10 protein-coding genes and 1 pseudogene are annotated in these 9,254 nt (G+C 58.0%); 8 read left to right on the top strand and 3 right to left on the bottom strand.

Translation table 11 applies throughout. The features are described 5' to 3' along the window. Positions 1 to 143: 143 nt before the first annotated feature. Positions 144 to 689, top strand: a complete 546-nt coding sequence (locus tag MHZ97_RS21905) for an AraC family transcriptional regulator (RefSeq protein ID WP_239315696.1) — start codon at positions 144 to 146, stop codon at positions 687 to 689. Here the strand turns inward: MHZ97_RS21905 and MHZ97_RS21900 are convergent. Both MHZ97_RS21900 and MHZ97_RS21895 read right to left on the bottom strand, forming a co-directional pair. Continuing rightward, complete coding sequence (locus MHZ97_RS21900; protein ID WP_239315697.1) at positions 660 to 1,298, bottom strand: LysE family transporter; 639 nt, start codon at positions 1,296 to 1,298, stop codon at positions 660 to 662. The genes MHZ97_RS21905 and MHZ97_RS21900 overlap by 30 nt on opposite strands. Further along, positions 1,295 to 2,596, bottom strand: a complete 1,302-nt coding sequence (locus MHZ97_RS21895) for a hypothetical protein (RefSeq protein WP_239315698.1) — start codon at positions 2,594 to 2,596, stop codon at positions 1,295 to 1,297. Before MHZ97_RS21895 ends, MHZ97_RS21900 begins: the two co-directional genes overlap by 4 nt. Before the next feature lie 320 nt (positions 2,597 to 2,916). Here MHZ97_RS21895 and MHZ97_RS21890 point away from each other — a divergent pair. The 6 genes from MHZ97_RS21890 (at position 2,917) to lldD (ending at position 8,306) form a co-directional block, all read left to right on the top strand. After that, positions 2,917 to 3,614, top strand: a protein-coding gene (locus tag MHZ97_RS21890) for an IS1 family transposase (protein ID WP_239323847.1) whose coding sequence is annotated in 2 segments (ribosomal slippage) — positions 2,917 to 3,166 and positions 3,166 to 3,614 — 699 coding nt in all. Because the reading frame shifts where the segments join, the coding sequence is not laid out codon by codon here. Positions 3,615 to 3,635: 21 nt separating this feature from the next. Then, positions 3,636 to 3,749 carry a flagellar biosynthesis anti-sigma factor FlgM gene (locus MHZ97_RS21885; RefSeq protein ID WP_374044267.1) on the top strand — a complete coding sequence of 38 codons (114 nt, stop codon included), beginning with the start codon at positions 3,636 to 3,638 and terminating at the stop codon, positions 3,747 to 3,749. An 11-nt stretch (positions 3,750 to 3,760) separates the two neighbouring features. Further along, on the top strand, positions 3,761 to 4,204 hold the full coding sequence (locus MHZ97_RS21880) for a flagella synthesis protein FlgN (RefSeq protein WP_033755977.1): 444 nt from the start codon (positions 3,761 to 3,763) through the stop codon (positions 4,202 to 4,204). Between the two features lie 494 nt (positions 4,205 to 4,698). Continuing rightward, on the top strand, positions 4,699 to 6,348 hold the full coding sequence (gene lldP / locus MHZ97_RS21875) for an L-lactate permease (protein ID WP_033755975.1): 1,650 nt from the start codon (positions 4,699 to 4,701) through the stop codon (positions 6,346 to 6,348). Next, positions 6,348 to 7,109, top strand: coding sequence for a transcriptional regulator LldR (gene lldR, locus MHZ97_RS21870; protein ID WP_048786607.1), 762 nt, complete (start codon positions 6,348 to 6,350; stop codon positions 7,107 to 7,109). The genes lldP and lldR overlap by 1 nt, the downstream gene beginning before the upstream one ends. 12 nt (positions 7,110 to 7,121) lie before the next feature. Then, positions 7,122 to 8,306: an FMN-dependent L-lactate dehydrogenase LldD gene (gene lldD / locus MHZ97_RS21865; RefSeq protein ID WP_048786605.1), complete on the top strand. Its 1,185-nt coding sequence runs from the start codon at positions 7,122 to 7,124 to the stop codon at positions 8,304 to 8,306. A 71-nt stretch (positions 8,307 to 8,377) separates the two neighbouring features. Here lldD and MHZ97_RS21860 read toward each other — a convergent pair. Further along, positions 8,378 to 8,941 (bottom strand): annotated as a pseudogene (locus MHZ97_RS21860) (methyl-accepting chemotaxis protein); the annotation flags it as partial. A 54-nt stretch (positions 8,942 to 8,995) separates the two neighbouring features. Here MHZ97_RS21860 and MHZ97_RS21855 point away from each other — a divergent pair. Beyond that, a partial coding sequence (locus tag MHZ97_RS21855) for an IS1-like element transposase (RefSeq protein WP_239315683.1) occupies positions 8,996 to 9,254 on the top strand: 259 nt, incomplete at its 3' end.

The following is a 9,254-nucleotide window of genomic DNA, read 5'->3' as shown; positions in this document are numbered from 1 at the left end:
GGCATGGTGCGTGCGCTGAATAAAATAACGAAGGCTGGTATGCCAGAAAGCGTGCGTATTGCCTGAAAACCCGGTCAGCTACAGAGTCACTCGTCCTGAAGCTGATTTATTCAACAAAGCCCATCCCCCAGACAGTGATAAAAATGCTTGCAGATGAGCGCAATCTCAATAGCGCTCATGAAGCCCCTGTTCTGCGAGAAGGCATAATTAATAACACTCGCCTGTTTGATGCGCTGTACCGTTTTGCAACATCAGCCCGGCTGAAGCAGGGCACAGATGAGGAGCAGGAACTGATTTTACTTTGTGGTGAGCTGCTTGAGACGCCAGCTCTACTTCAGAAGGATGATGAACAGAAAATCAACGTTGTTATTGAGTACTTGCGGGAGCACCTCAGCGTAAAGCCGCAGCTGGAGATGCTCGCGCAGCTGGCGGAGATGAGCAAATATCATCTTGTTCGCTTCTTCACCCGGCATACGGGTATGCCGCCTCTGCAGTATCATATGCAGCTTCGTCTGCACCATGCCCGCGACTTGCTTCGCAGAAACGTGCATCCGCTCGATGCGGCGATAATGCTGGGATTTTACGATCAGAGCCATTTCATTAATGCGTTTCGCAAAGTGATGGGGACAACACCCCATCACTATGCTTCGCAGGTCAGATCAGGCCACCATAAACTCCCGGTACCCTGACACAATCACGTAAAGCGCAAAATAGCTGAATATGAGCGCTGAGGCTATGTAGGAATATTTAAGCAGACGGTGACCAAGCAGTTTGCCACCAAAACTCCCAACCAGGCACAATACACAGGTCCAGAACATTCCCGCAATGAAAAAGCCACTCAGAAACCAGGACGTTGCCGTAACGCTGTGCTGGCCCATCCGGGATATCAGCGCACCGCCCACTGTCGCAAACCACAGAATGGCCGTGGGGGAGGACATGGCAAGTACCACGCCCCGGCCAAATTCACGCAGCAGCGGGCGATACTGATGGGTTTCGCTCACGTTAAGCTCTGAAGCCTTCCTGAAAGCGGCCACCAGCATTTTGCCGGCGAACCACAGAAGCATCGCGCCACCGCCAATCCACAGTATCCAGTGTACGGCTTCATACTGAAGCAGTACGGCCATTCCCGCCAGCGCCAGTAATGCATATGCCAGGTCACCCACACAGGTTCCCATTCCCAGCCAGAAACCATGAAAATACCCGCGTTGCATGGCAAGGGTAATCATGGCGATATTGGCAATTCCGATATCAAGACACAGCGAAAGGCTCAGTAAAAAACCATTTGAAAACTCGATCATAACGTAAAACCTTTAATCTTCTGGTCGTACTCGATCATGTCGACAGTTTTACCCAGCCGGTTCAGCAGCAGATCCGCCTCTTCACGCTGATGGTGAGGTGAATAGCATTGCAGGAACGCCAGGGCTGCCTCTGTATCACCCTGTAATACAGAACGTGTCATTGCTGTTGCCAGTGCCGTCAGAGCAGGCTTCACCGCGCTGAGTTCCACCGCATAATGCGTCCCACTCCAGTTCAGACACTGGTGTTCAGTTAGCCACTTGAGCTGTATATAGGCCGCCCCTGCGTCAGGATAATCACATGGGCCGCGGCGCAAATATCTCAGCATTTCCAGCAGGAAAATTTTTAACTGCAACGTCTCATTCAGCTGTAGGGCCTGCCGGGAAGGCTCTGTCAGGCACATCAGCAGCCCAAAGACATCGGCCAGTGCTTCCTGCACAACCATTGATCCCCATCTGTCCTGTTTACTTAATTTGCCAAACATCATCTTTTCAAGGACAACGGAATGCCCCAGATCATGACCGCGGAACCAGGCGATCAGGTGGCGGGCACAGAGAGCGCTGTCCGGTATAGCTTCATGCCGCCAGCCAAGCAGGGAAGCCTGGGACCGGGCAAAGCGTTCAAACAGGTTCAGATAGGTATTTGCAAACACAATGGTGCGCTTCTGGGGGGCGTATTTCACCCCTTCATCTTCAGGAAAGAAATAGGCGAAATGCTTGGGATAGCTGTTAGCTTCGCCAGCAATGGCAAACAGGTCGACAATTTTGTAGCGGCATCCAGGCAGCGCAACCAGCCGCTGGTCGATATGATTTTGCAGCCAGCTCAGGTTGTCCGGAAAGAGCTCATCCACCACATCCGAAACTTCCTGCAGCCCGCGATCGGGTAACCCAAACCAGGCGGAATAATGCTGCGTGCGAGACTTACCAACCCATGTAGACATATAACCTATTCCCTGCACCAGTTCCTGTTCATCCAGTCCTGCGATCTGCGGGAGAAGCTCTTTTGCTGTGCTGGCGTCAGAAAGGATTTCTGCACGTAACTGCAACGCTTTGCAGGTATCCGGATCGTCAAATTCCTGAGCAAGCTTGAAACAAATAATGCTGAGCTTTTCTTCAACAGACTGAAGCAGCGTACTCCCGGTCCGTGTGGAAACCGGGTGAATATGACTGGCTGCCTCTGCAAGACGCGTAGCCTGGTGGATAAGATCCAGCGCAGCGGGCGAAAGCGAGGCAGGCAAAGGGATATCCATCATGTGGATATGATATGAGTCAGCAGCGGGCCAGAACGGTGTCGTAAACATGAAATTCCCTTCCATTATAAGTAACGAGAGGTTTACTTAACCACTGCATCTGTAATCGGTATTGGAAGGAATTGCGCGAAGGGGTCAGAAAGAACGGTGCACTTCAGAACCAAACCGACTACTCCGCTTAGCAGTAAATTGAAGGGTACGTAGAAAAGCGTGATAAAGCGGAACCAGGCAGTCTAACGCAGTGACAGAGCGACAGGGGGCGTAATACACGCGAGAAATGCCCTGCAATGCATAAATCAACAGGGTTCGGTACAGCGGTGATGCTGCCAACTTACTGATTTAGTGTATGATGGTGTTTTTGAGGTGCTCCAGTGGCTTCTGTTTCTATCACCTGTCCCTCCTGTTCAGCTACTGACGGGGTGGTGCGTAACGGCAAAAGCACCGCCGGACATCAGCGCTATCTCTGCTCTCACTGCCGTAAAACATGGCAGTTACAGTTCACATACACAGCCTCTCAACCCGGTACGCACCAGAAAATCATTGATATGGCCATGAATGGCGCTGGATGCCGGGCAACCGCCCGCATTATGGGCGTTGGCCTCAACACGATTTTACGTCACTTAAAAAACTCAGGCCGCAGTCGGTAACCTCGCGCATACAGCCGGGCAGTGACGTCATCGTCTGCGCGGAAATGGACGGACAGTGGGGCTACGTCGGGGCTAAATCGCGCCAGCGCTGGCTGTTTTACGCGTATGACAGGCTCCGGAAGACGGTTGTTGCGCACGTATTCGGTGAACGCACTATGGCGACGCTGGGTCGTCTTATGAGCCTGCTGTCACCCTTTGACGTGGTGATATGGATGACGGATGGCTGGCCGCTGTATGAATCCCGCCTGAAGGGAAAGCTGCACGTAATCAGCAAGCGATATACGCAGCGAATTGAGCGGCATAACCTGAATCTGAGGCAGCACCTGGCACGGCTGGGACGGAAGTCGCTGTCGTTCTCAAAATCGGTGGAGCTGCATGACAAAGTCATCGGGCATTATCTGAACATAAAACACTATCAATAAGTTGGAGTCATTACCCAGGATGTGGATAGCGCGCGCGTCGAAAAGATTAAACAGGCGATGCGCAACGGCGAACTACAGATGGACGCCGATAAAATCGCCGACGCGCTGCTGCGAAATATCCTTGAAGAGGGGTGACAGAGGCGCTCATGGAGAGTTTACAGGCCGCCTTAACCAGGCTGCAGGAAACGCTCAGTGAACTGGATGGCGTGCTGGCCGAAGAGATCAAACAGCTCAGCGGCGCGACTATCCATCCGGTTTCCCTTCAGCACCTTTCCGATATGAAAAGCCGCCTGCTGGCGACTGTCGCCTGGCATGACGAACAGCGGAAACAGCAGGAAGATCGTCTGCAGCTGTTTGCCCCCTATCAGCCGCAGCCTGCGCTGGCCGCACAGTGGAGCGTCATGCTGCCGATGATTAAACGGGCCAGCGAAATGAACCAGCAAACCCGCCAGCTGCTGGAGATGCATCTGCAGCGAGCGCGCCATTTAACCCGCGCGATAGATAAAACGGCGGCGGCCCCCGGGCTTTATACTGCTGGCGGGCAATCGGACTCTAACGGCTCGACGCGCGCTTACGATATTACTATCTAGCCGCCCTGGGGTGGCGGTCTTTACCCTCCTTTCCCGCTGTGCGATGGCGGTCTTTAACGCCCCTTTCCCGCTGTGCGATGGCAATACTTAATGCCCCTTCCGCCGTGCGATGGTGAGCTTTAACGCCCCTTTTTCGTTAGCGGGGGCTCTCCTGCTCCGCCATGCGATAACCGGCTGACGCCACGAAATAGCTCTTCGCGGCCTCATGGCGCTCCTGATGCTACCGCCCGCTGGCCGCTTCAGCGGCGCTAAACGCTTTGCCGCCTGCACGCCCGCGAAATTGGTCATACCAAAACCTGTTGTTTGTGACAAATCTTCCAGCCTCAAATGAAAGTTTTAGCGAAAGATTGCATTCATCCCCGCACCAGATAAACAATTCTTTAACATTTACGCGCTTTTTGGTCTGACCAGCCTTGCGGCTGCGTGCTGTCTGACTGCGGCGCTCCCCGACCGCTGCCGTTTACAGGCAGGCACTCTTCTGGAGAATCAGGATCATGCAAAACTGGCAGCAACTTTACGATCCGCTCGATAATATCTGGCTGTCGAGCCTGATTGCGGCGCTTCCCATTCTCTTTTTCTTTTTCGCGCTGACGCGGCTGCGGATGAAAGGCTATCTCGCCGGCACCATCACGGTGCTGATCGCGCTGGCGGTGGCGCTGCTGTTCTACCGTATGCCGATCGACCAGGCGCTCGCCTCCGCCGTTTACGGTTTCTTCTACGGTCTGTGGCCTATCGCCTGGATTATCGTCGCCGCGGTGTTCGTGTATAAAATTACGGTGAAAACCGGCCAGTTTGGCATCATTCGCAACTCCATTTTGTCGATTACCGAAGATCAACGCCTGCAGATGTTGATCGTCGGCTTCGCCTTCGGATCCTTTCTGGAAGGCGCCGCCGGCTTCGGCGCGCCGGTGGCGATCACCGCCGCGCTGCTGGTCGGTTTGGGCTTTAAGCCAGTCTACGCCGCCGGGCTTTGCCTGATTGTGAACACCGCGCCGGTCGCCTTCGGCGCGATGGGCATTCCGATTATCGTCGCCGGCCAGGTCACCGGCGTGGATGCAATGGCGATCAGCCAGATGGCGGGGCGCCAGTTGCCGTTCCTGACCATGATCGTGCTGTTCTGGGTCATGGCGATCATGGATGGCTGGCGCGGGGTGAAAGAGACCTGGCCTGCAGTGGTGGTCTCCGGCGGCTCTTTCGCTATCGCCCAGTACCTGACCTCCAACTTCCTCGGCCCGGAGCTGCCGGACGTGATCTCCGCACTGGTCTCCCTGCTCTGCCTGACACTGTTCCTGCGCGTCTGGAAGCCGGCGCGCATTTTCCGCTTTGCTGGCGAGGAGGAAAGCGGCGAACCGCAGCGCGTCGAGCGCTACAGCGCGGCGCAGGTGATGCGCGCCTGGATGCCGTTCCTGTTTTTGACGCTGACCGTCACCCTGTGGAGCATTCCGCCGTTTAAGGCGCTGTTCGCACCCGGCGGCGCGCTGTATGACTGGGTCTTCTCTTTCGCCGTGCCGTTCCTGCATCAGCAAGTGATCAAGATGCCGCCGGTGGTCGCCACCGCCACGCCTTACGCCGCTATCTACAAGCTCGACTGGTTCTCTGCCACCGGCACGGCAATTTTTATCGCTGCGCTGCTGTCGGTGATCTGGCTGCGCATGCGCCCCGCGCAGGCGATAAGCGCCTTTGGCGAAACCCTGCGCGAGCTGGCGCTGCCGATTTACTCCATCGGCGCGGTGCTGGCGTTCGCCTTTATCTCCAACTATTCGGGCCTCTCTACCACGCTGGCGCTGGCACTGGCCCATACCGGCAACGCCTTCACCTTCTTTTCACCGTTTCTCGGCTGGCTGGGCGTATTCCTCACCGGCTCCGATACCTCCTCTAACGCGCTGTTCGCCGCCCTGCAGGCGACCACCGCGCAGCAGATCGGCGTGCCGGAGGTGCTGCTGGTCGCCGCCAACACCACCGGCGGCGTTACCGGCAAAATGATTTCACCGCAGTCGATCGCTATCGCCTGCGCCGCGGTGGGGCTGGTCGGCAAAGAGGCCGACCTGTTCCGCTTTACCGTTAAGCACAGCCTGATTTTCACCTGCATAGTGGGGATTATCACTTCGCTGCAGGCCTGGGTTTTCCCGTGGATGATCCCGTAATGCATGAAGAACAACGCCTGGCGGAGAGCCTGGCGCAACGCCTGAGGGCTTTTATTGACGAGCAGCGGCTGCAGCCGGGCGAACGGCTGCCGGCGGAGCGCCAGCTGGCGCAGCAGCTGACAGTCTCCCGTTCGTCGCTGCGCGAGGCGCTGCAGAAACTGATCAGCGAAGGGGTACTGATCAGCCGGCGCGGCGGCGGCAACTTTATTGCCGAACGCCCGGCGGACTGGTCGGCGTCGCGGCTGGTGATGCCGCTCAGCACCCTGCTGGCGGACGACCCCGGTTACCGCTACGACGTGCTGGAAGCGCGCATCGCCATTGAATCCAGCACGGCGTGGCACGCCGCGCGCCGCGCCACGCCGGAAGACAAAGCGCATATCGAGCGCTGCTATCAGATGATGCTGCAGGTCAGCGATCGCGACGATCCCGACCTGGCTGCCCACTCCGACGTGCGCTTTCATCTGGCGATCGCCGAGGCCGCCCACAACCTGGTGCTGCTGCAGGCGATGCGCGGTCTGTTCGATCTGCTGCAGTCGTCGGTGATGCAGAGCCGTCAGCGGATGTACACCGCGCCGGAGATTTTCCAGCAGCTGGCGGTGCAGCATCAGGCGATCTGTCAGGCGATTATCGCCGGCGATGCCGAACGGGCGCGCAGCGTCACTATCCACCACCTTGAATTTGTTGACGCCACCATGCGCAACCTGCATGAGGAAGAGGCGCGACGGGCGCGCAGTATGCGCATTCCGGACAGTAAAGCGTAAGCGAGGACTACCGTGATTATCTCATCAGCAAAAGATTACCGAGCCGCAGCGAAAGCCAAAGTGCCGCCGTTTCTGTTTCACTACGCCGACGGCGGCGCTTATGACGAGTACACCCTGAAACGCAACAGCGACGATCTGGCGCAAATCGCGCTGCGCCAGCGCATTCTGCGCAATATGTCCTCGCTGAGCCTGGAAACGCAGCTGTTCGGCGAGACGCTATCGATGCCGGTGGCGCTGGCGCCCGTCGGCCTGTGCGGCATGTATGCGCGTCGGGGCGAGGTACAGGCGGCGCGCGCGGCGGATAAAAAGGGCATTCCTTTTACGCTCTCCACCGTGTCGCTCTGCCCGATTGAAGAGGTCGCCCCGGCGATGCAGCGCCCGATGTGGTTCCAGCTCTATGTGCTGCGCGATCGCGGCTTTATGCGCAACGTGCTGGAGCGGGCGCAGGCGGCGGGCTGCTCGACGCTGGTGTTTACCGTCGATATGCCGGTGCCGGGCGCGCGCTATCGCGATGCGCACTCCGGTATGAGCGGCCCGAACGCGGCGATGCGCCGCTATCTGCAATCGGCGCTCTATCCGCAATGGGCCTGGGATGTCGGCATTCATGGCCGCCCGCACGATCTTGGCAATATCTCCGCCTACCGCGGCGAGCCGACCCACCTGGAGGATTACATTGGCTGGCTGGGCAATAACTTTGACCCTTCGATCTCGTGGAGCGACCTGGAGTGGATCCGCGATTTCTGGAAGGGGCCGATGATCATCAAAGGCATCCTTGACCCGGAGGATGCGTGCGACGCGGTACGTTTCGGCGCGGACGGTATCGTGGTATCGAACCATGGCGGCCGCCAGCTGGACGGCGTACTCTCCTCGGCGCGCGCGCTGCCCGCCATCGCCGACGCGGTAAAGGGCGAACTGGCGATCCTGGCGGACGGCGGCGTACGCAGCGGGCTGGATGTGGTGCGCATGATCGCGCTGGGCGCGGATACCGTGCTGCTGGGCCGCGCGTTTCTCTATGCGCTGGCGGCGGCGGGCGAGGCGGGCGTCAGCAATCTGCTGAACCTGTTTGAAAAAGAGATACGCGTGGCGATGACGCTGACCGGCGCGCGCTCGATCGCGGAAATTACCCGCGATTCGCTGGTGCAGGCGGCGGCGCCGATGGAGCCTGACGCGCTGGCGAAGGCGGTAGCCAACGACTAAGGCGAGGCCATAAAAACAGAAAACCCGGCGGAGAGGCCGGGTTTTTTATCTTATCTGCTCACGCCTGAGGCTCAGAACTGTTCCCAGCCCCCCTGTGAGGCGGTCGCCGCGGCCGGCGTCGGCGTCAGCACGCGCGGACGCGGCGCGCTGACCGCCGGACTGCGCTCAAAGCCGCGCTGCGCGGTTTTAAACACGGCCACCGTCTGTTCCAGCTGTCGCGCCTGATCTTCCAGCGACGAGGCGGCAGCGGAGGACTCTTCAACCAGCGCGGCGTTCTGCTGCGTGGTGGTATCCATCTCGGTCATCGCCTGGCCGATCTGCAGGATGCCGCGGCTCTGCTCTTCGGAGGCGCTGGCGATCTCGTTCATGATGCCGCTCACCTGAGAGACGGAGCGCACGATGTCATCCATCGCCTGCCCGGCGCTGCTGACCAGCCGCGAGCCATTATCGACCTTCTGCCCCGCTTCATTGATCAGCGTTTCAATTTCGCGTGCCGCCGTGGCGCTGCGCTGTGCCAGACTGCGCACTTCGCCTGCCACCACCGCAAAGCCGCGGCCCTGCTCGCCGGCGCGCGCTGCTTCCACCGCCGCGTTCAGCGCCAGAATGTTGGTCTGGAAAGCAATACCGTTGATCAGGTGATGCTGCCAACTTACTGATTTAGTGTATGATGGTGTTTTTGAGGTGCTCCAGTGGCTTCTGTTTCTATCAGCTGTCCCTCCTGTTCAGCTACAGACGGGGTGGTGCGTAACGGTAAAAGTACTGCCGGACATCAGCGCTATCTCTGCTCTCACTGCCGTAAAACATGGCAGTTACAGTTCACATACACAGCCTCTCAACCCGGTACGCACCAGAAAATCATTGATATGGCCATGAATGGCGCTGGATGCCGGGCAACCGCCCGCATTATGGGCGTTGGCCTCAACACGATTTTACGTCACTTAAAAAACT

Source organism: Pantoea sp. ACRSC (assembly GCF_022346785.1).
Lineage (GTDB): Bacteria > Pseudomonadota > Gammaproteobacteria > Enterobacterales > Enterobacteriaceae > Pantoea > Pantoea alvi.
The sequence above is the reverse complement of the archived record's forward strand: the minus strand, read 5'-3'. Positions and strand labels throughout refer to the sequence as shown.